This window comes from Streptomyces sp. CLCI03 (assembly GCF_053615355.1).
In genome coordinates this window covers 1,804,588-1,825,222 of sequence record NZ_CM132132.1, presented here as the reverse complement: position 1 = coordinate 1,825,222, position 20,635 = coordinate 1,804,588, and the positions used below count along the sequence as shown (strand labels likewise).

At 71.2% G+C, this 20,635-nt stretch carries 15 protein-coding genes and 1 pseudogene; 8 read left to right on the top strand and 8 right to left on the bottom strand.

The window, feature by feature from the left end; genetic code table 11:
- Positions 1 to 124: 124 nt before the first annotated feature.
- Positions 125 to 2,749 carry an AMP-binding protein gene (locus tag ACWG52_RS08340; protein ID WP_453128339.1) on the bottom strand — a complete coding sequence of 875 codons (2,625 nt, stop codon included), beginning with the start codon at positions 2,747 to 2,749 and terminating at the stop codon, positions 125 to 127.
- Positions 2,750 to 2,965: 216 nt separating this feature from the next.
- Here ACWG52_RS08340 and ACWG52_RS08335 point away from each other — a divergent pair, with 216 nt between their 5' ends.
- From ACWG52_RS08335 to ACWG52_RS08325, 3 genes are read left to right on the top strand one after another with little or no spacing between them, the layout of a single operon-like run.
- Complete coding sequence (locus tag ACWG52_RS08335) at positions 2,966 to 3,985, top strand: iron ABC transporter substrate-binding protein (protein ID WP_389814087.1); 1,020 nt, start codon at positions 2,966 to 2,968, stop codon at positions 3,983 to 3,985.
- Between the two features lie 5 nt (positions 3,986 to 3,990).
- Positions 3,991 to 5,586 (top strand): ABC transporter permease, encoded by a 1,596-nt coding sequence (locus ACWG52_RS08330; protein ID WP_453128337.1) that lies wholly within the window; start codon positions 3,991 to 3,993, stop codon positions 5,584 to 5,586.
- Positions 5,583 to 6,632: an ABC transporter ATP-binding protein gene (locus ACWG52_RS08325; protein WP_389814093.1), complete on the top strand. Its 1,050-nt coding sequence runs from the start codon at positions 5,583 to 5,585 to the stop codon at positions 6,630 to 6,632. The genes ACWG52_RS08330 and ACWG52_RS08325 overlap by 4 nt, the downstream gene beginning before the upstream one ends.
- Positions 6,633 to 7,407: 775 nt before the next feature.
- Here ACWG52_RS08325 and ACWG52_RS08320 read toward each other — a convergent pair.
- A pseudogene (locus ACWG52_RS08320) lies at positions 7,408 to 7,593 on the bottom strand (CorA family divalent cation transporter); the annotation flags it as partial.
- A gap of 367 nt (positions 7,594 to 7,960) precedes the next feature.
- On the opposite strand from ACWG52_RS08320, the gene ACWG52_RS08315 reads away from it, so the two are divergent.
- Positions 7,961 to 8,494: a hypothetical protein gene (locus tag ACWG52_RS08315; RefSeq protein ID WP_453128334.1), complete on the top strand. Its 534-nt coding sequence runs from the start codon at positions 7,961 to 7,963 to the stop codon at positions 8,492 to 8,494.
- A 7-nt stretch (positions 8,495 to 8,501) separates the two neighbouring features.
- Here ACWG52_RS08315 and ACWG52_RS08310 read toward each other — a convergent pair whose 3' ends face one another.
- The 3 genes from ACWG52_RS08310 to ACWG52_RS08300 all read right to left on the bottom strand — a co-directional run bounded on the left by ACWG52_RS08310 (position 8,502) and on the right by ACWG52_RS08300 (position 11,614).
- Entirely contained in the window at positions 8,502 to 9,743 is a 1,242-nt protein-coding gene (locus tag ACWG52_RS08310) for an erythromycin esterase family protein (protein WP_453128332.1), read from the bottom strand.
- A 74-nt stretch (positions 9,744 to 9,817) separates the two neighbouring features.
- Entirely contained in the window at positions 9,818 to 10,213 is a 396-nt protein-coding gene (locus ACWG52_RS08305) for a hypothetical protein (protein WP_390169257.1), read from the bottom strand.
- Between the two features lie 231 nt (positions 10,214 to 10,444).
- Positions 10,445 to 11,614 carry a magnesium and cobalt transport protein CorA gene (locus tag ACWG52_RS08300; protein ID WP_453128330.1) on the bottom strand — a complete coding sequence of 390 codons (1,170 nt, stop codon included), beginning with the start codon at positions 11,612 to 11,614 and terminating at the stop codon, positions 10,445 to 10,447.
- A gap of 153 nt (positions 11,615 to 11,767) precedes the next feature.
- Between ACWG52_RS08300 and ACWG52_RS08295 the strand changes: the two genes are divergently transcribed.
- Entirely contained in the window at positions 11,768 to 12,895 is a 1,128-nt protein-coding gene (locus tag ACWG52_RS08295; protein WP_453128327.1) for a winged helix DNA-binding domain-containing protein, read from the top strand.
- Positions 12,896 to 13,048: 153 nt separating this feature from the next.
- On the top strand, positions 13,049 to 14,740 hold the full coding sequence (locus ACWG52_RS08290; RefSeq protein WP_390169260.1) for an AMP-binding protein: 1,692 nt from the start codon (positions 13,049 to 13,051) through the stop codon (positions 14,738 to 14,740).
- An 83-nt stretch (positions 14,741 to 14,823) separates the two neighbouring features.
- On the opposite strand, the gene ACWG52_RS08285 is transcribed toward ACWG52_RS08290, so the two are convergent.
- Positions 14,824 to 15,312, bottom strand: coding sequence for a glutathione peroxidase (locus tag ACWG52_RS08285; protein ID WP_266353820.1), 489 nt, complete (start codon positions 15,310 to 15,312; stop codon positions 14,824 to 14,826).
- 88 nt (positions 15,313 to 15,400) lie between these two features.
- Positions 15,401 to 16,234 (bottom strand): hypothetical protein, encoded by an 834-nt coding sequence (locus ACWG52_RS08280; RefSeq protein ID WP_389814105.1) that lies wholly within the window; start codon positions 16,232 to 16,234, stop codon positions 15,401 to 15,403.
- Positions 16,235 to 16,500: 266 nt separating this feature from the next.
- Here ACWG52_RS08280 and gcl point away from each other — a divergent pair, with 266 nt between their 5' ends.
- Positions 16,501 to 18,288: a glyoxylate carboligase gene (gcl, locus tag ACWG52_RS08275; protein WP_033218096.1), complete on the top strand. Its 1,788-nt coding sequence runs from the start codon at positions 16,501 to 16,503 to the stop codon at positions 18,286 to 18,288.
- A gap of 101 nt (positions 18,289 to 18,389) precedes the next feature.
- Here the strand turns inward: gcl and ACWG52_RS08270 are convergent, their stop codons facing one another.
- A complete protein-coding gene (locus ACWG52_RS08270) occupies positions 18,390 to 19,013 on the bottom strand; it encodes a hypothetical protein (protein ID WP_389814108.1) in 624 nt (207 codons plus the stop codon).
- Positions 19,014 to 19,165: 152 nt separating this feature from the next.
- Here ACWG52_RS08270 and ACWG52_RS08265 point away from each other — a divergent pair, with 152 nt between their 5' ends.
- Entirely contained in the window at positions 19,166 to 20,284 is a 1,119-nt protein-coding gene (locus ACWG52_RS08265; RefSeq protein ID WP_453128324.1) for a hypothetical protein, read from the top strand.
- Positions 20,285 to 20,635 lie beyond the last annotated feature (351 nt).

The window sequence follows — 20,635 nt, the reverse complement described above, 5'->3', positions numbered from 1 at the left end:
AGCAGAGGCAGTCCCCGGCGGCGTATTGCCGCTGGCTGGCTGGGACCGTGATCCCTGCGGGAGCCACCCCTTGTGCACCACAACAGCGCCGGCGAGCGGCCCAACCGACCAGTCGCTCCGCGGGTCAGGAATCCGCCGAGGCGCGAGCCCCTCTGCGTGCCGACAGTCCTCGCATCAGGCGGGCGGCGCCGGCCGCGTAGGCGATGCCGAAGAGGAGCGAGGCCAAGAACGCCAGGTGCCGGGAGAACCCGTCGATGAGCGGGAAGATTTGCCAGTGGGTCAGGTAGATGTACAGGGAGCTGGTCGCGAGGAGGCCGGCCAGTTGGTTCAGGCGCTCCCAGCTGGGGAGGCTGGGCACCCACACCAGGAGCACGAATCCGGCGACGACAATCGCCTCGCGCCCGGGGTCGCCGGGGAAGAAGCCCGGCACGGTGGCCAGGGCCGCGAGGGTGACCAGGAGGCGCTGTCGCACGGTGGCGGCCTTGGCGGCGGCCCAGCCGAGGGCGAACAGCCAGAAGACGGTGACGGCGTCGGGGATGTGCTCGCGCTCCGGCAGCCCGACGAGGTCGTACCGGGTGAGGAGTCCCAGGCCGGCGAGGGCCAGGGGCAGGGCGTACGGGAACCGGCGCTCCGCCCGGTCGGCTGCGGGCAGGCCCAGGAGGCCGACGGCGGCGATCAGGATGTAGACGAGGGCCTCGATGAACCAGAAGTGCATACCGGTCTTGAGGCCGGCGGGGCCCATGACGCTGTCGAGCAGGAAGAGATTGGCGAGCGTGTAGTCGTCGTTGAGGAGCAGGATCAGGCCGATCCAGGCCATGCTCGGCAGCGCGACGCGGGCGAGGCTGGTCCAGCCCCGGCGTACGCGTACGCGCCGTTCGGCAGAAGTGAGCTGGAAGCGGGCGAAGTTGTATCCGGCGACCGCGAGCAGGATGTGCGCCCCGCCCTTGATGCCGAACACCTGGATGTGCGAGCCGACGATGCAGAAGATGGCCAGGGCGCGGAGCGCGACGCTCGTCTCCAGGGTCCGCCTGCGGGAGGTGTCCGCGTGCTCGGGCGGCCTGAGGTCCCGGATCGGTGTCGTGTGCCAGCCGGCCGGCAGGTGACCGAGCCGCTCTTCGAGCTGGATCGACATCTCCACGTACGAGAGCGAATCGCCGCCCAGGCTGACGAAGGAGCTGTCGTCCGTCACGTCCGAGCGGTCGAGGACCCGTGCGTAGAGCAGGTGTAGGGGTTCGGGGGCGCCGTCCGGCGTGGCCGCGGGGCGGGTGGTGGTGTCAGTGGTGCTGTCGGGCGCCTGACGGGTCAGGTTGCGCACGGCCCGGTAGTCGGGCTTGCCCGAGGGGAGGCGGGGGAGGGTGGCCAGGACGCGGACATGGACGGCGCGGGCCGGCAGACTGCAGTCGCGGGCCACGCGCCGGGCTATCCGGCGGGCGTCCCGGTCGTGGCCGCCGACGGCCGCGATGCGCAGTGCCTCGTCGTCGCCGGTGCACAGGGCGCTGACGCCGTGCCGGGCGAGCATCGCCTCGACCTGCCCGGGGTCGATGCGCAGGCCGAGGATCTTCGCGAACCGGCTGCTCCGGCCGACGATCTCGTACAGCCCGTCGGGCGAGCGGCGCGCGATGTCGCCGGTGCGGAGTTCGTGCACGGTCCGGCCCAGCGCGAGGTCGCCCGGGGAACGGGCATAGCCGAGCATGACGTTGGGGCCCGAGTAGACCAGTTCGCCGGTGTCGTCGTCGGTGCCATCGGTGCCATCGGTGCCATCGGTGCCATCGGTGCAGTCAGGGCCGTCGGCGCTGTCGAGTAGCGGCCGAAGGCGGAAGGAGCCGCCGGGGATGGGGATCCCTGCCGCCTCGGGGCGGGATTCCGCGAGGTGCGGCGGCAGGTAGGCCATGCGGGCCGTCGCCTCGGTCTGGCCGTACATCACGAAGAGCTTCCAGCCGGCTGCGCGGCCGAGTGCGGCGTAGCGGCGGACCTGGTCGGGTGCCAGGCGCCCGCCCGCCTGGGTGACGTAGCGCAGGTGGGGCAGTTCCATGGCGGCGAAGCCGACCCGGTCGAGCAGGTCGAAGGTGTAGGGAACCCCGGCGAGGGCCGTCCCTCGCGCGGCTTTGAAGAGCTCCCAGAAGCAGGTGTCGGCGACCGACAGGTCGGTCAGGATCAGTCCGGCGCCGCGCAGGAGGTGGCTGTGCACGACGGACAGGCCGTAGCAGTAGTGCAGGGGCAGGGTGGTCGCGGCGCGGTCGGTGTCCCGGATGTCCAGGTACTGGGCGATGGACTCCGCGTTGGTCTGGAGGTTCTCGTGCGACAGCCGGACGAGCTTCGGTGATCCGGTCGAGCCCGAGGTGCTGAGCAGCAGGGCGAGGTCCGGGTGCAGGTCGTGTGCCGAGACCTCGCGCCGCTCGTCGAGCAGCATGTCCTCGCCCTCGGGGCGGGCCACGACGTCCGGGTCGTACGCGTCGATCAAGGACTGGACGGCTTCGGGGTGGTCGCCCGGTACCAGGAGGACGGGGTGCCCGGCCGCGAGGGCGGCGAGGTGGACGACGATGGCGTCGACGGTGTTGGTACCGACCAGCAGGACCAGGCGGCGTTCCCGGCCGAGGCGGCGGGCCGTCCTGTCCACTCGTACGGCCAACTCGGCATAGCTGACCGTGCCGTCGGCCGTGATGACGGCGGTCCGGTCGCCGTGGGCGGCGAGGCCGAGGGCGAACGGGACGGACGCGGTGCCTGGGAGTAGGTCGGGAAGGACTGTCACGGGCGCATTTTAGGAATGCCTTACCTCACCGGATAGTCACAGGAAAGTCACAGATGACTCATGGAAGATCCATAGAAAAATAAGCGGTAGGGTCGGCTCCGCCGATGGGTGGGCGCGGTCGAACTGTTGCGTGCATCACCCTTGACCTTTAGGTTAGCTTTACCTTACTTATGGGGCATTACCCGGTTCTCCGCTGCCCTTGCAGGAAGGCTTCCCATGCGACGCCCCTTGGTCCGACGCCTGACCGCGCTCTTCGCGGCGGCACTCCTCCTCCCCGCCGTTGCAGGCTGCGGCGTCGACGAGGACGACGCAGGGCTCGTCATCTACTCGGGCCGCAACGAGAAGCTGGTCAAGCCGCTCCTGGACGAGCTGGAGAAGGCCGTCGGCACCACGGTCGCCGTCCGCTACGGCGAGAGCGCCGAACTCGCCGCCCAGATCCAGGAAGAGGGCGGCAAGACCAAGGCCGGGCTGTTCTTCTCCCAGGACGCCGGCGCCCTCGGGGCCCTGTCCACCAAGGGCATGCTGGAGAAGCTTCCGCAGGCGTCCCTCGACAAGGTGGACCCCGGCTTCCGCGGCGGCGCGGGCGACTGGGTGGGCACCTCCGGGCGGGTCCGCGTCCTCGCGTACAACCCGGGACAGGTCTCCAAGGTCCCGGACACCGTTCACGATCTGGTCAAGCCGGAGTGGAAGGGGAAGGTCGGCTACGTCCCGACGAACGCCTCCTTCCAGGCCTTCGTCACCGGCATGCGCGTCCTGGAGGGCGACGACGCCACCCGCACCTGGTTGAAGGGCCTGAAGGCCAACGAGCCGAAGGTGTACGACAACAACCTCAAGGTGCTGGAGGCGGTCGGCAAGGGCGAGGTCTCGCTCGGGCTGGTCAACCACTACTACTGGTACGAGCAGGTCGCCGAGAAGGGCGAGGCGAAGGTCAAGGCGAAGATCCACTTCCTCCCCGGTGGTGACGCGGGTGGCCTCGTCAACACCGCCGGTGTCGCCATCGTCAAGGGAACCGACCAGGCGCCGGTCGCCCAGAAGGCCGTCGACTTCCTGCTCTCGGAGAAGGCGCAGAAGTACTTCGCCGAGGACACCAAGGAGTACCCGCTGGCCTCGGGCGTGACCAGCACGGTCAAGGGCCTTCCGCCGCTGGCCTCCCTGGGCGCACCGAAGATCGACCTCGGGAAGCTGGAATCGCTTCAGGAGACCCTGAAGATGCTCCAAGAAGCCGGGATGGTCTGACCCTCATGCCCTCCACGGATCCCGTCACGCCGACGGATCCCGCCACTGCCCACCGCCCGGACGGCGCCACCGCGCGGAGCGGGCGGTGGCGTGCCGGCCGCCGGCCTCCCGTCATCCTGCTCGCTCCCGCGGCCGTCGCCGCGGTGTTCGCCCTGCTGCCCCTCGGATACCTCGCCGTCCGCTCCCTGGAGCGCGGCCCGGCCTTCGCCTGGGACGTCATCGCCGACGAGCGCACCGCCCAACTGCTAGGCCGCAGCCTCGGACTGGCCGTCGTGGTCGTCTCGGCCTGCCTGGTCCTGGGCGTCTCCCTGGCTTGGCTGACCGTACGCACCGACCTGCCCGGCGCCCGGGCCTGGTCCGTGCTGGTGACCCTGCCGCTGGCCGTGCCGAGCTACGTCGCCGCCTTCGCCTGGCTGTCCGCCTTCCCGGAGCTGGCCGGCTTCACCGGGTCGGCCCTCGCGCTGACGTCGGTGAGCTTCCCGTACGTCTACCTGCCCGTCACCGCCGCCCTGCGCGGCACCGACCCGGCGCAGGGGGAGGTAGCCCGCTCCCTCGGCCACGGCCCGCTCAAGACGTTCCTGCGGGTGACGCTGCCGCAGGTGCGGCCCGCCGCCGCCGGCGGGGCGGTCCTCGTGGCGCTGTACGTGTTCTCCGACTTCGGCGCCGTGTCGCTGATGCGGTACGACACCTTCACGCGCGGCATCTACACCTCCTACCGGGCCAGCTTCGACCGCACCCCGGCCGCCGCCCTCAGCATCGTCCTCGTGGTGATGACGATCGCCCTGGTCGCCGCCGAGGCGCGGACCCGCGGCCGGGCCGGCCACGCGAGAACGGGCGGCGGCACCGCCCGCCCCGCCGTTCCCGCCGCGCTGGGCCGCTGGCGGGTGCCCGCGCTGGCCTGGTGCGCGGCGGTCACGGGCGTCGCCGTCCTCACCCCGCTGGCGACGCTCGGGTACTGGCTGGCCGTCGGCAACTCCGCGACCTGGGACCCGGCCACGCTCCTCGACACCGCCGCCACCACCCTCGGCGTCGCCGCCGCGGGAGCCGCGCTCACCACCCTGCTCGCCCTCCCGGTCGGAGTGATCGCCGCGCGGTACCGCGGCCGGACCGCCCGACTGCTGGAGCAGTCGGCCTACGCCGGGCACGCGCTTCCGGGCATCACGGTGGCCCTGTCCCTGGTCTTCTTCGCGGTCCGCTACGCCGAACCGGTCTACCAGGAACTCCCGCTGCTGGTCTGCGCGTACGCCGTGCTCTTCCTGCCCGTCGCCGTCGCGGGGACCCGCGCGGCCGTGCTCCAGTCCCCGCCCGTCCTGGAGGACGTGGCCCGCTCGCTGGGCCGCTCCCCGCTGCGCGTGCTGCGCGAGGTGACCGTGCCGCTGGCCGCCCCCGGGGTCGCCGCCGGAGCCGCGCTCACCTTCGTCGTGTGCATGAAGGAACTCCCCGCCACCCTCCTGCTGCGCCCCACGGGAATGGACACCCTGGCCACCCGCCTGTGGACGGAGACCGGCACCGGATCCTTCGCCGCCGCCGCGCCCTACGCCGCTGCGCTGATCCTGCTGGCCGCCATCCCGTCTTATCTCCTCGGAAGGCACCGCACATGACCGACCTGCAGATCGCCGGACTGGCCAAGGCGTACGGCCCCGGTGCGGCGCCGGTCCTCGACGGCCTCGACCTCACGGTCCCCGGCGGCGCGCTGACCGCGGTCCTCGGTCCCTCGGGCTGCGGCAAGACCACGCTGCTGCGCATCATCGCGGGCTTCCTGCGCGCCGACGCGGGCACCGTCACCCTCGACGGACGCGCGCTCAGCGGCCCCGGGGTCCACCTTCCGCCCGAACGCCGCCGCATTGGCATCGTGCCCCAGGAGGGCGCGCTCTTCCCGCACCTGAGCGTGGCCCGCAACGTCGCCTTCGGCCTGACCACCCTCGACCGGTCCACCCGGCACCGGCGCACGGAAGAGATGCTCGAACTCGTCGGACTGGCCGGCTACGGCGACCGCATGCCGCACGAGCTGTCCGGCGGCCAGCAGCAGCGCATCGCCCTGGCCCGGGCTCTGGCACCGCAGCCCGCCCTGGTCCTCCTCGACGAGCCGTTCAACGCCCTCGACGCCGCCCTGCGCGCCGGCGTACGGGCCGACGTGCGCGCAGCCCTGCGCGCCACCGGAGCCACCGCCCTGCTCGTCACCCACGACCAGCAGGAAGCCCTCTCCACGGCCGACCTCGTCGCCGTCGTCCGGGACGGCCGCGTGGCCCAGTGCGCCACGCCGCACGAGGTGTACAGCCGTCCCGCGGACCCTTGGGTGGCCGCATTCGTCGGTGACGCGGTCCTCGTCACCGGCACCGCGGACCAAGGCGCGGCGGCCACCGCGCTCGGCCGTATCCCGCTGACGGATCGGTCCCGCGGGGTCCGCGACGGCGTGGTGCTGCTCCGGCCTGAGCAGCTCCGACTGACCGACCCGGATGGGGCCGAAGCCCGTGGCACGGTGACTGACGTCCGCTTCTACGGCCACGACGCCATGGTCACGGTTGCGGTGGACGGCCTTGACCAGCCCATCGACGTCCGAGTCCCCACCCCTGCCGCCGCACGCCCCGGCGAGCGCACAGGGATCGAGGTAGTGGGGAAGGCGACTCTGCACTCCGCCGCCGTGTGATGTGCCCGAATCCGAGGTGTACATCGTGACTGGTATGCGGACCTACAGCCACGAGGCGCATCACCAGGTCCGGCTACCGCTTGGAGGATTCCAGGTTGGGGCCGGCGGGGCACCTCGGTGAGGTAGCCGAGAAGGCTTCGGGGCCCCGCCGTAGAGCACGGCCCCGCACAGGCGCCGCGGCTCTGAAACGTCGGACTCGGGCACTGCGCCTGCTGTGCTCCGGGCAGTACGTCTGGCATCCCGTACTCCGTCCTGGACGGGACCACCGGAGGCACACTCGCGCCCCGGGTCCTCGTCCAGCGGGCGGCCGGGGATCCGCAAGGCCAGCCACCCGGAGCACCCCTGCGGCACCTGGAGACAGACTCGGGCAATTCGGAGCCACTCTGCCCGCTATCGCCCCGACCGCGAGACCTTGATCGAGGCGAGCGGCGTACGGGGGTCGTGGCTGACTGCGGCGATTGCTTTCAGTCCTGCCGTCGCCTCTGTCTGGTCCGGCCGTGCTCGGCCGCCAGCAGTTCCCGGCCGCAGCCACGCGCACTCGGACGGGCCCGTTGCGGCGGACGCGAGGCACCAGCTGGCTGCCAGTCGATTCTCCCCACATTCCCCCCAGGGTCTGTCAGTGTCACAAAAGGCCTGGTCAGGGGCCGGTCTGAGGCAAGGTGAGGAGATCACCCGCATGCATTCTCCCCAGGGACCCCCCACGGCCGCTTCTGGGCCGTCCTGTGAGTGTCGCGAGAGCGAAGTGCGAAGTGCGACTGAGCGGGATACGAGGGGCTCAGAGCCAGTCCCGCCGCTTGAAAATCACGTACAAACTGATGCAAACCATCCCCATGAGGCAGATCGCAAGGGGGTATCCGAAGCTCCAACCCAACTCAGGCATGGTCTCGAAGTTCATGCCGTAGATCGTGCCGACCAGGGTGGGGGCGAAGAGGATGGCGGCCCAGGCGGAGATCTTCTTGAAGTCGTCACCCTCACACCGCTGACCTGCGGAAATCGCCCGAACAGACGGTTCGACCTGCGACGATTGGCCTTTCCGCCTCTTTCACCGTGCTGCCAGTTTGTACGGTCGATCCTCCCCAGCCGCTCCCCAACGAGGCTTCGTTCTCCCCGGATTCTCCCCAGCCGCGGCTGCCTCTGAAGACGGATCGCCGCTGGTCGGGACCGCGAAGCGCCTGGCGTGACCGGCTACGCGACGTAGTGGCAGCGAGGCGGGAGCCGGTGGCCGTCGCCCACGGGCCCGCCTCTGGCCGGAAAGGGAACCGGCCCACCGCGTCCGGACGAGACTGGGGGAAGACGATCACCAGGATGAACAGGAGGCAAGGGTCCCGATGAATCCGTACGCGTACGAGCCCGCCGACGATCCGCTCTTCGGCGCGGTCCGGATCGAACTCGACCATGAGGGCGGGACGCTGGGCGTGAGCGGGGACGGTCTGCCGCCGGTCGAGATCCGGCGGGCCCCGCACACCGTGCCGGAGAGCCATGTGCCGATCGGGACGCGCGACCCCGAGCACCTGACTCTGCTCGTCGACGGTGCAGAGGAGACCCTGCGGCCGTCCAAGGGGTTCCTGACCCGGCGCTCGTACCGGGTCGAGGTCGTCTCAAGGGCGCGGGAGTGCAGCTATCTGCTGGTTCCGGACTCCCTCGGCACCAGCCGGCTGCTGCGGGACGAGCGGCTGCTCGGCGTCTTCACATCGAGCGGCGACGGGCGCGTGTCGGCCGACTGGGAGGCGGCGAGCGAGTCCGAGCGTGCCAGGGACCCGTACGACGCGTCCGTGGGGTACGGGCTCGCCGCGGCATTCGGCACCGGTGCCGAACCGATGTGGCAGCTCACTCTGAACGCCGCGCTCGACCTGTGGCCGTGAGAGAACCTCAGTCCTCCGCCGGGGGCAGCAGGTGGGAGCAGGTCGAGCGTGCTACGAACGCGATGCCGTCATAGTCCTCGGCCGGGACGAGCGGGGCGGTGTTCAAGCGGTAGAGGAACCGTTGGACGTTGGCGCCGAAGCTGCGCTGCGCGTGCGGGGCGTGCAGCCAGGGCGCGGTGCCGGTGGGGGAACTCGCGGCGCGGAGGTCCGCGTAGTAGTCGCCGGGCAGGGCGTGCGTGAGTCTGGCCTCCAGTGAGCGGAGGCCGGCGCCGATGCGGTGTCGGACCGGCGGGCGCTGGAGGTCGTTGCCGCGGCGGGCCAGGAAGGACCCCTTGCCGAAGAGGAGGGCCAGCGCGTAGTAGGCGTCGCCGTACCGTTCGCGGAGCCTGCTGCCGAGGGCCGGCACCTGGTCCCCGTACGTGCCCTTCGCGATGTGCCCGTTGTGTGCCCAGACCATGACGCGCGCACCAGGGTCGTCGTCCACGAGCCGTGCGACGGCCTCGGCCATGTAGCGGTCACGCGCGGCGAGCACGCCGTCCTCGCCGGCCGAGGCTGCGAAGGGCCGCGTCACCAGGTCGGCGGCGCGGACGAGGATCCGCGCGTGTTCCAGAGCCTCGCCGGCGTCGTCGCCGGGACCCGGCCGCTCGGCGTGGTCCGCGACGAGGCGGGCGATCTCCTCGGCGCGTCGCATCAGGGCCTTGTCCGGGTCCGGAAGCGAGCCCGGGCGGGCCCGGGCCAGGACGTCCAGGGCGCTGACGCGCCCGGCCTGATCGGGCGCAGCCCGGAGCAGAAAGGCGGCGACGGCCTCGACCGAGTCGGCGCAGAGCTGGGGGTCGGTTCCCACGAAGCGGACCCGGCGCTCTTCGTGCAGGTCGCGGTTGTGGGCGCGCAGCCACTCGACGAGGTCGACCATCTCGCGGGTGCGCCAGGTCCAGAAGCCCAGCCTGGCGACAAGCCGTTCGGGGGAGCCCGTGCCGTACCGGACGTACCCGTCGAGCGCGCGGGCGGCGGACTGGCTGGCCTCCATGGCGAGGGCGGTGAACCCCTCCTCACGGACCAGGAACTCCACGATGCGGTGCTTCAGCCGGAAGAACTCGCCCGTGCCGTGGGTCGATTCCCCCAGACCGACGATCCGTGTCTCCCGCAGGGCCTCGCCCAGGGGCCTCAGGTCCTCCATCGGCGCGCCGGGGGCCAGGGTGCTCAAGGGGTTGGCGTGCTCGTTCAGCCACCGGGCGATGTCGTCGGGCACCGTCTTGCCTCTCCTCACCGCGTACGGGAGGGCGGCACGCGGGCGTGCCCCGGCCTTCCGCACCCGTTCCTGGGTCAGTTCGTCGCCTCCCGGCAGGCCGCGAGGATCTCCTGGAGGTCCCGTACGGCGTCCGGTCGGCCATGCTCGGAATACACTCCCGCGACGTTGACGACAACTTCGTCCACCCCCGCCCGATCGAATTCGGCCAGCTGTGCGGCGATGTGCCCGGGCGTGCCGTAGAGGAAGACTCCGGAATCGACCAGGGCGCGGGCGCCGAGCCCCGGGCGGCTGTGGTGGACGCGCAGGCCGGCGCGGCGCAGCATGTCGCAGTAGTGCGGCCCGGCGAGGTGGACGTGGGCGGCCGCGAAGGCGAGCCGGTAGGCGTGGCGCCCGGGGCGGTCGACGGCGGCGTGCACGACGGTGACCATGCGGGGCACCGGGCGGCCCGACTCGGCCGCGCCCTTCGCCATGGCGGGCAGCAGGGTGTCCTCCCTGTAGCACCGCGAAGCAGCGTGCCGTGCGCATATATGGTCGCGTCGAATTCAGGGCGACGGTGCTGGGCGCTGCTCCCGGCGAGGTGCGGTTTCTGTGCCCGGTTCACCCTCTGCCGCACATTCTCCCCAGATTCTCCCCACGGGGCCTCTGGGGGCGTTGTCCAAAGTTCGCTTGCGCTAAGTTGATCAAGCGTGTGAGGTGGGTCGTTACAGCCAGTCGCGCTTCTTGAAGATGACGTACAGGCTGACGCAGATCACTGCCATCAGCAGGATCGCGAAGGGGTACCCCGCGGCCCACTCCAGTTCCGGCATGTCCTTGAAGTTCATGCCGTAGATGGTTCCCACGAGTGTGGGTGCAAAGAGAATGGCGGCCCAGGAGGAGATCTTCTTGATCTCCTCGTTCTGCTCGAAGCCCGCTTCGGCCAAGGCGCGCATCTCGGCGTTCTGTTGTTGGGAGACCAGGGTGGCGTTGACCGTCAGGATCTCCGTGAGGGCCTGGCGGAAGCCGTCGACGCGCTCGCTCGTGTGCGTCACGTGGTCCGCCACGTCGCGGAGGTAGCGCTGGAGTTCCTCGTCCGTGCCGTACTTCGCGAAGCCCGCCATCAGGCCGTGGAGCATGCCGACCAGGGGGCGGGTGGCGCGTTGGAACTCGACCATCTCGCGGGAGAGTTCGTAGATGCGGCGGGAGACCGCCGGGTCGCCGCGGAAGACCTCCGTCTCGATCTCGTCGATGTCGGTCTGGACGCCCTCGACGACCGGGGCGTAGCCGTCGACCACCGCGTCGAGGATGGCGTACAGGGCCGCCTCCGGGCCGAGGGACAGGAGTTCCGGGTTGCCCTCCATCCGGCGGCGGACCGCGGAGAGGTCCGGGGCGCCGCCGTGGCGGACCGTGATCAGGAAGTCCGGGCCGACGAAGATGTGGAGCTCGGCGAAGTCGACCTCCTCCTGCGCGTCGAGGTAGCGGGCGGCGCGCAGGACGACGAAGAGGGTGTCGCCGTAGCGTTCCAGCTTGGGGCGCTGGTGGGCTTCCAGCGCGTCCTCGACGGCGAGTTCATGGAGGTTGAACTCGGCGGCCAGCGAGTGCAGTTCGGGCTGGGTCGGGCGGTGCAGCCCGATCCAGGCCATCCCCTCGGGCTCCTCGCGCAGCTGCCGGAAGGTGTCGGCGAGGCTGGTGGGGGAGGCGATCCGGCGGCCGTCGCGGTAGACGGCCGAGTCGATCACGCTGCGGTGGTTCGGGGGAGCGGGGGCCGCCGGTGCGGGCTGCGGGCCGGTCGGCGGTCCTGCCGGAGGGGTGGCGCCGGTCGGGTCGGCGGGGCGCCGCCACCCCGCGCGCTTCGCGGCGGACGGGGAGGGGCGGCGGTCTGGACGCTCCGACATCGCAGGTCAGCTCCCGGTCCAACGTATGTTTACGGGCAAGGGGCAGGATATAGGGGAGAAAGGGGCGGTCGGGGCCGAGCAGGGGGGTTTTCGGCCCACTTCGGATCGTGGTTGCGGACCGGATCTGTCCGCAAAGAGGGCTAGTTTGCTGCCATGGCTTCCAGGACGACACACCCCGTACTCGACACCCGCGCTCTGAACCGTGCCACGCTCGCCCGCCAGTTGCTGCTCAGCCGCGCCGAGATGTCCGCCGGGGACGCCGTCGCGCACCTGCTCGGGCTGCAGGCGCAGAACGTGAAGCCGCCCTACTTCCAGCTGCACGCCCGGCTCGCCGACTTCCGGCCCGCCGAGCTGGCCGGGCTCATGGAATCCCGCCAGGTCGTCCGGATGGTCACCATGCGGTCGACGATCCACACGCACACCGCCCACGACGCCCTGACCCTCAGGCCCCTCGTCCAGCCCGCCCGCGATCGCGAGGTCACCTACTTCCGCAAGGGGCTCACCGGAGTCGATCTGGACCACCTCGCCGAGCGCGCCCGCGCCTTCGTCGAGAGCGAGCCGCGCACCATGGGCGAGATCCGAGAGGAACTGCTCCAGGAATGGCCCGACGCCGACCCGCAGTCCCTGTCCGTCGCCGCCCGCTGCCGGCTGCCGCTCGTGCAGGTCACCCCGCGGGGCGTCTGGGGCCGCAGCGGCCAGGTCCGACTCACCACCGTCGAGAACTGGCTCGGGAAGCCCGCCGGCACCGCGCAGCCCGTGGACGATGTCGTACTGCGTTACCTCGCCGCCTTCGGACCCGCTTCCGTCAAGGACATGCAGACCTGGGCCGGACTGACCCGGCTGCGCGAGGCCTTCGAGCGGCTGCGCCCGGTTCTTCTTGTTCTTCAGGACGAGAACGGCGTGGAACTCTTCGACCTCCCCGACGCCCCCCGCCCCGACGCGGACACCCCGGCCCCGCCGCGCTTCCTCCCGGAGTTCGACAACCTCCTGCTGTCGCACGCCGACCGCACCCGCGTGGTCGCCCCGGAGATCAAGGGGCGCACGTGGACGGGGAACCAGGCCCACTGCACCCTGCTCGTGGACGGGTTCCTCGCCGGCCTGTGGAAGCTGGAGGGGCGGGCCCTCACCGTCGAGCTCTTCGGCCAGGTCCCGAAGGCGGCCGAGGAGGAGATCGTCGCCGAGGGGGAGTTGATGGTGGAGGGATTGGCCGAGTCCGGTGGGGTTGGTGGGGCCGATGGCCCCGGTGGGGTGTCCGTACGGTTCGGAGCGATCAAGCCCTGACACACGGCACCCCGCCCCTTACGGCACCCCGCCCCTTACGGCACCCGCTCCCTACGACACCCGCCCCGTGCGGTCCCGGATGGTCCCGCGTCGTCAACTCGCGGCTGACGCCGCACTGGTGGTCCGTACACCGAAGGCGGCACGATGCCCGTCATGACGACCGAGAGCACGCAGGACGACGCCACCGCCCGATTCCTGGCCGCGCGGGACTTCCTACTGGAACGCCGCGGCGACTACGAGGCCGCCCACGCCGGATTCACCTGGCCCCGCCCCCACCGTTTCAACTGGGCCCTGGACTGGTTCGACCACATCGCCGCCGGGAACGACGCCGACGCCCTGCGCATCGTCGAGGAGGACGGCACCAGCCAGAGCCTCAGCTTCGCGGAGCTCGCCGTACGGTCCGGCGCCGCCGCCAACTGGCTCCGCGGGCAGGGCGTCGCGCCCGGCGACCGGATCCTGGTCATGCTCGGCAACCAGCGCGAGCTGTGGGAGGTGATGCTCGGCGCCATGAAACTGCGCGCCGTCGTCATCCCCGCCACCCCGCTGCTGGGCCCGGCCGACCTGCGCGACCGGGTCGAGCGCGGCCAGGTGCGCCATGTCATCGCGCGGGACCTGGACACGGCCAAGTTCGACGAGGTGCCGGGCGACTACACCCGGATCGCCGTCGGGGACCAGGTCCCCGACGGGTGGCTGCGACTGGCGGACACGGCGGCCGCCGAAGGCGACTTCACGCCGGACGGCGAAACCCTCGCCACCGACCCGCTGATGCTGTACTTCACCTCCGGCACCACCGACCGCCCCAAGCTCGTCGAGCACACGCACGCCTCGTACCCCATCGGGCACCTCTCCACCATGTACTGGCTCGGGCTGCGCCCCGGCGACGTCCACCTCAACATCGCCTCGCCCGGCTGGGCCAAGCACGCCTGGTCCAACCTCTTCGCCCCGTGGAACGCCGGAGCGACCGTTTTCGTCCACAACTACACCCGCTTCGACGCCGAGCGGCTGATGGCCGAGATGGACCGGCACGGCGTGACCACCTTCTGCGCCCCGCCCACCGTGTGGCGGATGCTGATCCAGTCGGACCTCACCAAGCTGGCCCGGCCCCCGCGCGAGGCCGTCGCCGCCGGGGAGCCGCTCAATCCGGAGGTCATCGAGCGGGTCCGCGCGGCCTGGGGCGTCACCATCCGTGACGGCTTCGGCCAGACCGAGACCACCCTCCAGGTCGGGAACTTCCCCGGCGTACCCGTCAAGCCCGGCTCCATGGGCCGGCCGGCGCCCGGCTACGAGATCGTCCTGCTGGACCCGGTCACGGGCAAGGAGTCCGCGGACGAGGGGGAACTCTGCGTGGACCTGCGCACCCGGCCCGCCGGGGTGACGACCGGCTACCGCGACGACCCCGAGCGCACGGCCGAGGCCATGGCCGACGGGCTCTACCGCACCGGTGACATCGCCGCGCGCGACGCCGACGGATACCTCACCTACGTCGGGCGCTCCGACGACGTCTTCAAGGCCTCGGACTACAAGATCAGCCCGTTCGAGCTGGAGAGCGCCCTGCTGGAGCACGAGGCGGTGGCCGAAGCCGCCGTCGTCCCGGCCCCGGACGCGCTGCGGCTCGCGGTCCCGAAGGCGTACGTCACCCTCGCGGGAGGCTGGGAGCCCGGTCCGGAGACGGCCCGGGTGTTGTTCGAGCACTCCCGCGCGGTGCTGTCCCCGTACAAGCGGATCCGCCGCATCGAGTTCGCCGAACTCCCCAAGACCGTGTCCGGCAAGATCCGCCGGGTGGAGCTGCGGGAGCTCACCGCGGCCGGGTCGGCCGGGGAGTACGACGAGGCCGACCTGAACTGAAGGGGCCGGGCCACCCAGGAGTACGGGCTGCCGCGCGCGACAGCCCGTACGGGGGGACGGCCGACCCGCCTCCCCGCATGGCGTTACGCGGGCAGGTGCGCCTCGATCGCGGCGATGACCTCGGGCGCCTCGGGCTCGGTGCGCGGGCGGAAGCGCGCCACGACCTCGCCGGCGGGGGAGATCAGGAACTTCTCGAAGTTCCACTGGATGTCCCCGGCCGTGCCCTCCGCGTCCGGGGTCTTCACCAGCTCCTCGTAGAGCGGGTGCCGGTTCTCGCCGTTGACCTCGGACTTCTCCAGCATCGGGAAGGTGACGCCGAAACCGGCCGCGCAGAAGGTCTGGATGTCCTCGGCGCTGCCCGGCTCCTGCTCACCGAACTGGTTGCAGGGCACGCCGATGACCGTGAAGCCCTTCGCCTCGTACGCGAACTGCAGGCGGGCCAGTCCCGAGTACTGCGGGGTGAGACCGCACTGCGAGGCGGTGTTCACCAGCAGGATCGCCTTGCCCTTGTGGGCGGCCAGGCTGGTGGGCTCGTCGGACAGGGTGGTCAGCGGGATGTCGTACAGGCTCATCGGGCTCTCCTGGGCAGGAAGTAGGCAATGCCTACGAGCTTAGGGGGTAGCTTGCCGATCCCGCCGGGTCCTCCCGTTCCGGGGCGCCCTACGCGTCCGGGCCGACCAGCGCGTCCGCCGGGTCGTTGACCGGCTGCGGCATGCCCGTCAGATCCATGACGAAGAGCGGTATCCCGAGATCGTCCGCGCGGGCCCGGGCATCCTCCGTGTAGCCCGCGAGCGCGAAGTAGACGCTGGTCGCGGAGGCCGTGAGCCCGTTCAGCCAGACGCACTCCACCGCCCGCAGCCCGGCCGGCGCCGTGGTCGGGTCCACCTGGGCGACCAGGCCCGGAGCCCGCAGGTCCACGGTCGCCGCGGGAAGCGGACGTCCGTCGGGCTGCCGCACGTCCCGGAAGCCGAGCCAGCGCAGGTACAGCGCGGCCGTGGCCACCGCGTCGCGGGCCGTACGGATGGTCACCGGCCGGAACGCGGGGCGCGGCACCGGTGGGGCCGGCGGCGGCGGAATGTGCGCCGGGCGCCCATCGGCGGCTCCGCCGGCTCCGCCCGCGTGCCCGCCCGCCGGACCGTCCACCCGCCCGGGCCCGATGCTGTCCGGATCCGGCCGCCGGGCGGTCGCCGGGGACGCGCCGGCCGGACCGACCGGGGTCCCCGTCCCCTCCGGCGGATGCACCGGAATGAGAACCACCGTCCCGCACGAGCCGCAGCCCAGCTCGGGATGCGGCCACTCGCTCTCCCGCCCGCAGGTCGTGCAGCGCACCGTCACCCAGGTGTCCGACCACGTCCGGTGGGTCAGCGGAATCGGTGGCGCCGACAGGTCCAGCGGGGGATGGACCGGGCTTCCGCACGCGCAGGGGAAGACCGGGGCGGTGTAGCCGTTCTCGCGCAGGCACGCCGGGCAGCGCACCGGTACCGCTTCCGCCATGAGACCTGGACCCCCTCCGTCGCTGTGCGTAGGTCCATGCTCCACCACCGGCGACGGTCGGGGGAGGCCGCACGCCTTTTCCGGGGGTTTCCCGTCGACGGATCAGTGATTTGTACAAGTCGGCGACCGACTTGCGGCTTTTGGTGCCTTCCGGGGCCCCGTACCGCCTTGACGTCGCAGGAGTCGCCGCTTAGCTTGTTCCGTATAGCAGAACAAAACTTCCGGATTACGGAAAAGCCTGACCGCCAGACCCGCAGGAGAACTCGATGCCTCGTATGACAGCCGCCGCCGCTGCAGTGGAGATCCTCAAGCTCGAGGGTGTCGAACAAGCGTTCGGCGTCCCCGGTGCTGCGATCAACCCGTTCTACCGCGAGCTCAAGAACGTGGGCGGCATCGCGCACACCCTCGCCCGCCACGTCGAGGGCGCTTCGCACATGGCCGAGGGCTACACGCGTGCCAAGGCGGGCAACATCGGTGTCTGCATCGGTACTTCGGGCCCGGCCGGCACGGACATGATCACCGGCCTGTACTCGGCGATCGCGGACTCGATCCCGATCCTCTGCATCACCGGTCAGGCCCCGGTCTCGAAGCTCCACAAGGAGGACTTCCAGGCCGTCGACATCGCCTCGATCGCCAAGCCGGTCACCAAGAAGGCCACGACCGTCCTGGAGGCCGCGCAGGTCCCGGGCGTGTTCCAGGAGGCCTTCCACCTGATGCGCTCCGGCCGACCGGGCCCGGTCCTGATCGACCTCCCGATCGACGTCCAGCTGACCGAGATCGAGTTCGACCCGGAGACCTACTCCCCGCTGCCGGTCTACAAGCCGCAGGCCACCCGCGCCCAGGCCGCGAAGGCCCTGCAGTTCCTGCTGGAGTCCGAGCGCCCGCTGATCGTCGCCGGTGGCGGCATCATCAACGCCGACGCCTCCGACCTGCTGGTCGAGTTCGCCGAGCTGGTGAACGTCCCCGTCATCTCCACCCTCATGGGCTGGGGCACCATCCCGGACGACCACGAGCTGGCCGCCGGCATGGTCGGTGTGCAGACCGCGCACCGCTACGGCAACGCGACCTTCCTGGAGTCGGACTTCGTCTTCGGCATCGGCAACCGCTGGGCCAACCGTCACACCGGTTACAACCTGGACGCCTACACCAAGGGCCGCAAGTTCGTCCACGTCGACATCGAGCCCACCCAGCTCGGCAAGATCTTCGCCCCGGACTTCGGCATCGCCTCCGATGCCAAGGCCGCGCTGGAGCTCTTCATCGAGATCGCCAAGGAGCTCAAGGCCGAGGGCAAGCTGCCGGACTTCTCCGCCTGGACCGCCTCGGCGCAGGACCGCAAGGCGACCCTGCAGCGCCGTACGCACTTCGACAACATCCCCCTGAAGCCGCAGCGCGTCTACGAGGAGATGAACAAGGCGTTCGGTCCCGAGACCCGCTACGTCACCACCATCGGCCTCTCCCAGATCGCGGCGGCGCAGTTCCTGCACGTCTACCGCCCGCGCAACTGGATCAACTGCGGCCAGGCCGGCCCCCTCGGCTGGACCATCCCGGCCGCGATCGGTGCCGCCACCGCGGAGCCGGAGACCCCGATCGTCGCGCTGTCCGGCGACTACGACTTCCAGTTCATGATCGAGGAGCTGGCGGTCGCCGCCCAGCACAAGGTCCCCTACGTCCACGTCCTCGTGAACAACGCCTACCTGGGTCTGATCCGGCAGGCGCAGGGTGGCCTCGGCATCAACTTCGAGGTCAACCTCGAATTCGAGAACATCAACACCCCCGAGCTGGGTGTCTACGGTGTCGACCACGTCAAGGTCGCCGAGGGCCTGGGCGTCAAGGCCATCCGCGTCACCGACCCGGACAAGCTGGGCGAGGCCTTCGAGGAGGCCAAGAAGCTGGCCCAGGAGTTCCAGGTCCCGGTCGTCGTCGAGGCCATCCTGGAGCGCATCACCAACATCGCGATGAGCAAGACGGTCGACATGAGCGACGTCACCGAGTTCGAAGAGCTCGCGACCGAGCCGGGCCACGCCCCGACCGCGATCAAGGCCCTGCAGGTCTGATCCGCGACAGCGCCGGAACGACGCGGCCCCCGTTCCTCCTTCCGGAGGGGCGGGGGCCGTTCGCGTGATTCCCTACGCGGTCCGGGGCGCCTACGAAGCCCTCAGGGCGCCTGCGGGAACCGGACGGGTACGGGCACGGCGATCAGCGTCATGGGGCCGTCCGCCCCGGCGACGACGAACTCCACCGACGCGTCCGGCTCGGGCGCGCGCGTCGGCACCCCCGTGACCTCGTACGCCGTCGCGAACGGTGTGTGCCACAGCTCGTCGGAGGTGAGGAGGGCGCCGTCGTCGTCGAGGGGCCCGCCGGCGATCTCCATGGTCAGCGGATCGGCGTCGACGGCCGGCGTGTGGTGCGACCAGCTGAGCACGAGGGTGTCGGCGCCGCTGTCCAGGCACATCGCGTCGATCAGCACGACGCCCATCTCGTCCAGGACGCGGTCCAGCTTGTAATCGGACACGGCCAGGGGGGAGGAGAGCTCGACGAGATCGGGGGTGTGGAACATCCGCAGGGCGAACTCCCCGAACGTCGCGGCGGCCAGCCCCCGCAACCGCACCTGTTCCTCGGCCGCCGCCACCAACACGGCGGGCCGGCCCTGTCGCAGGGCGGCCGTGGCCGCGGACTCGCGTTCCCCGCCCGGGCCGGCCTCCTGTAGGGCCGCCAGCAGGCTCCTGCCCTCGTCCGTCAGCAGGGCGCGGAACGCCTGAAGATCCGTCCGGCCATTCAACCAGGGGGCCGCTCCGCAGTGCGAGGCGTGGGCTTCCGCCGCACGAGAATCGGGCGGCCCGCCGAACACCGGGTCATCGTGCCGAGACGGCAGCGGTGTTGTGCAAAACCTGACAACCTGAACGGACGCTGATCAGCCCGGGAGGACCCGCCATGACCGAAACCCTGACGGATGCCGTCGACGCCAGTGGCGACGATGCCGATCGGGAGGCCGTCGAGCACGAGCGGGCCGAGTTGCGGGAGTTCATCAAAGGGCTGAGTGCGGACGACATCAAGTCGGGCAACTGGTTCACCAAGCTGCTCGCCCAGGCCCTGAGCTCCTACACCGACAGGGTCAACTGGCAGTACTTCCAGGACCGGTACGAGGGCGTACCCTCGGACGCCGTCGTCGACCAGCGGATCAAGATGGCGGCCCGGTACGCCGCGCTCGAAGGCGGACTCTCGGCCGGGGCCTACACGGCGGCCGTCGCCGCCACCCTCGGAAGCCTCGGTGGCGCCTCGCCGGCGACCGTCCCGGCCGCCGTCGCGACCATGATGGTCGACGTCGCGTTCATCACCCGGCTCCAGCTCCGCCTCGCCCACGACATCGCGGTCCTCTACCGGGTCCCGCTCGACCTGTCCGACCCGGACGACATGTGGAAGCTCATCCGGGTCGCCTTCACGATCAAGGGCGGTGAAGCGGTCCGGGAGGGCGTGGTCAAGGCGATCCCGGTCTTCGTGCGGCCGCTGATCAAGCGCTTCTACTCCGGGGCGGTACTGAGCGCCGCGAGGGGACTCCCCGTCGTCGGCAAGTTCCTCCTGCAGCGCAACGTCATCAAGATCGATATCCCCGTGGTCGGCGTTCCCCTCGCGGTGGTGTTGAACCGCTATACGACGCTGCTCGCGGGGCGGCACGCGCAAGCCGTCTTCCGGAACGAGGCGCGGGTGGTCGAACTCGCCGAGGGCCTGAGCAGACGGAGCCGGCACCCGCAGTTGATGCTGTGGGTCGCGTGGCTCGTCATCACGGCGGACCAGAAGATCGCCGACGACGAGGCGCTGTTGATGCGGCACCTGGTGAGGCTGGTCCGGGACCGGCACCAAGTGGTCGATGAACAGTTCGCCCACCTCGTCGACGTGGATCCCGCCGAGGTGTGGCGACGCCTGGACGCCGAGCCGGGGGACGTGAGCGACCTCCTCGACGTGGCCGACCGGGTGGCCGCGGTGGACGGTGCCGTCAACGCGCGCGAGAAGGCCGTCATCTCCGAGCTCCAGGACCGCTGCCGAAGGAGCTGACCACCGCCCGACGGCGCGCGGTCGGCGCGGCAGGACGTTCGCGCCGCCGGGTGGAGCCGTGTGGTGCCACCGGCCCCGTACAGCGCGTCCGTTCGGGGCTCGGCCCGCGTGCGTCGGCAGCCACCCGCCGGGGCGGAGCGGCCCGGCGCAGCACACTGGCCGGGCCCTCGCAGCCGCTGCGAAGGGCCGGGGGAGAGTGAGGTGAGCCGGGTGACGCGGGCTTCGGCGGACGGACGGGGCGGGCAGGGCGGGCAGGGCGGGCAGGGCGGGCAGGGCGGGCAGCGCGACGGCCGTGACGGCGCCCGCAGCGAGGGGGGTGGTGACGGCGCGGACGTCGAGCGCGGAGGGTAC

Bases quoted from the DNA above. Each gene is read 5' to 3' on its own strand.
- ACWG52_RS08280 (WP_389814105.1), bottom strand. From the start codon at position 16,234: ATGGCGGAAGCGGTACCGGTGCGCTGCCCGGCGTGCCTGCGCGAGAAC.
- ACWG52_RS08325 (WP_389814093.1), top strand. From the start codon at position 5,583: ATGACCGACCTGCAGATCGCCGGACTGGCCAAGGCGTACGGCCCCGGT.
- ACWG52_RS08335 (WP_389814087.1), top strand. From the start codon at position 2,966: ATGCGACGCCCCTTGGTCCGACGCCTGACCGCGCTCTTCGCGGCGGCA.
- ACWG52_RS08285 (WP_266353820.1), bottom strand. From the start codon at position 15,312: ATGAGCCTGTACGACATCCCGCTGACCACCCTGTCCGACGAGCCCACC.
- ACWG52_RS08265 (WP_453128324.1), top strand. From the start codon at position 19,166: ATGACCGAAACCCTGACGGATGCCGTCGACGCCAGTGGCGACGATGCC.
- ACWG52_RS08295 (WP_453128327.1), top strand. From the start codon at position 11,768: ATGGCTTCCAGGACGACACACCCCGTACTCGACACCCGCGCTCTGAAC.
- ACWG52_RS08305 (WP_390169257.1), bottom strand. From the start codon at position 10,213: ATGGCGAAGGGCGCGGCCGAGTCGGGCCGCCCGGTGCCCCGCATGGTC.
- ACWG52_RS08315 (WP_453128334.1), top strand. From the start codon at position 7,961: ATGAATCCGTACGCGTACGAGCCCGCCGACGATCCGCTCTTCGGCGCG.
- gcl (WP_033218096.1), top strand. From the start codon at position 16,501: ATGCCTCGTATGACAGCCGCCGCCGCTGCAGTGGAGATCCTCAAGCTC.
- ACWG52_RS08300 (WP_453128330.1), bottom strand. From the start codon at position 11,614: ATGTCGGAGCGTCCAGACCGCCGCCCCTCCCCGTCCGCCGCGAAGCGC.
- ACWG52_RS08290 (WP_390169260.1), top strand. From the start codon at position 13,049: ATGACGACCGAGAGCACGCAGGACGACGCCACCGCCCGATTCCTGGCC.
- ACWG52_RS08330 (WP_453128337.1), top strand. From the start codon at position 3,991: ATGCCCTCCACGGATCCCGTCACGCCGACGGATCCCGCCACTGCCCAC.